The sequence below is a fragment of the Streptomyces mutabilis genome (assembly GCF_014649815.1).
GTDB classification, from domain to species: Bacteria; Actinomycetota; Actinomycetes; order Streptomycetales; family Streptomycetaceae; genus Streptomyces; species Streptomyces mutabilis.
The window spans coordinates 1-538 of sequence record NZ_BMTT01000286.1; the positions used below are offsets into that span (position 1 = coordinate 1).

The window sequence follows — 538 nt, forward strand, 5'->3', positions numbered from 1 at the left end:
CTCGCTTGAGAGCCCTTCCACCACCCCTGGGTAGAATGCAGGCTGTGAGTCAGCTTCCTGGTCCATCAAGCGCCGAACGGACGACTCAAGAACCGCAGCTTCATGATGGACGCTGAATTCGTCTTCTTGGGCTACGCCACCGCATTGTTGGCTGGGGTGACTTCGCCAAGCAGCGGCCCCTATCCCGCGAAAGACTGCAGCAAGATTTACCGTGAAGCCCCAGTAATCGTCAAGATAGTCAGGGGAGTCGTGCTGGTTGATGGTACTCAAGATGGGTTGACCTGCAACGTCACCAATGGGTGGGCCATTGCCTGTTAACGCCGTGAGCGAAACAATCGATCGGTACCACCGATCCAAGTACCTCCTGAACCCATCTGACGACCGCGGCGACAAAGCTCCTCGATTATCACAAGCATCCATCAACGCCCTAGCCCCCTCAATATGGGCCCTCCATGAGTTGGGATGAATAGCCCCCGAATGAATCTCCGCGAGACAGAGTGTTCGCGCGGTCGCTAACAGCGCATCCGAACCCTTGACG

The 538-nt window shown here is 56.7% G+C and carries 1 protein-coding gene; it reads right to left on the reverse strand.

Translation table 11 applies throughout. The annotated features are described in order from the left end of the window. On the reverse strand, nt 1–270 hold a 270-nt coding region (locus IE142_RS40350; RefSeq protein WP_229831316.1), incomplete at its 3' end, for a hypothetical protein. Nucleotides 271–538: the final 268 nt, after the last annotated feature.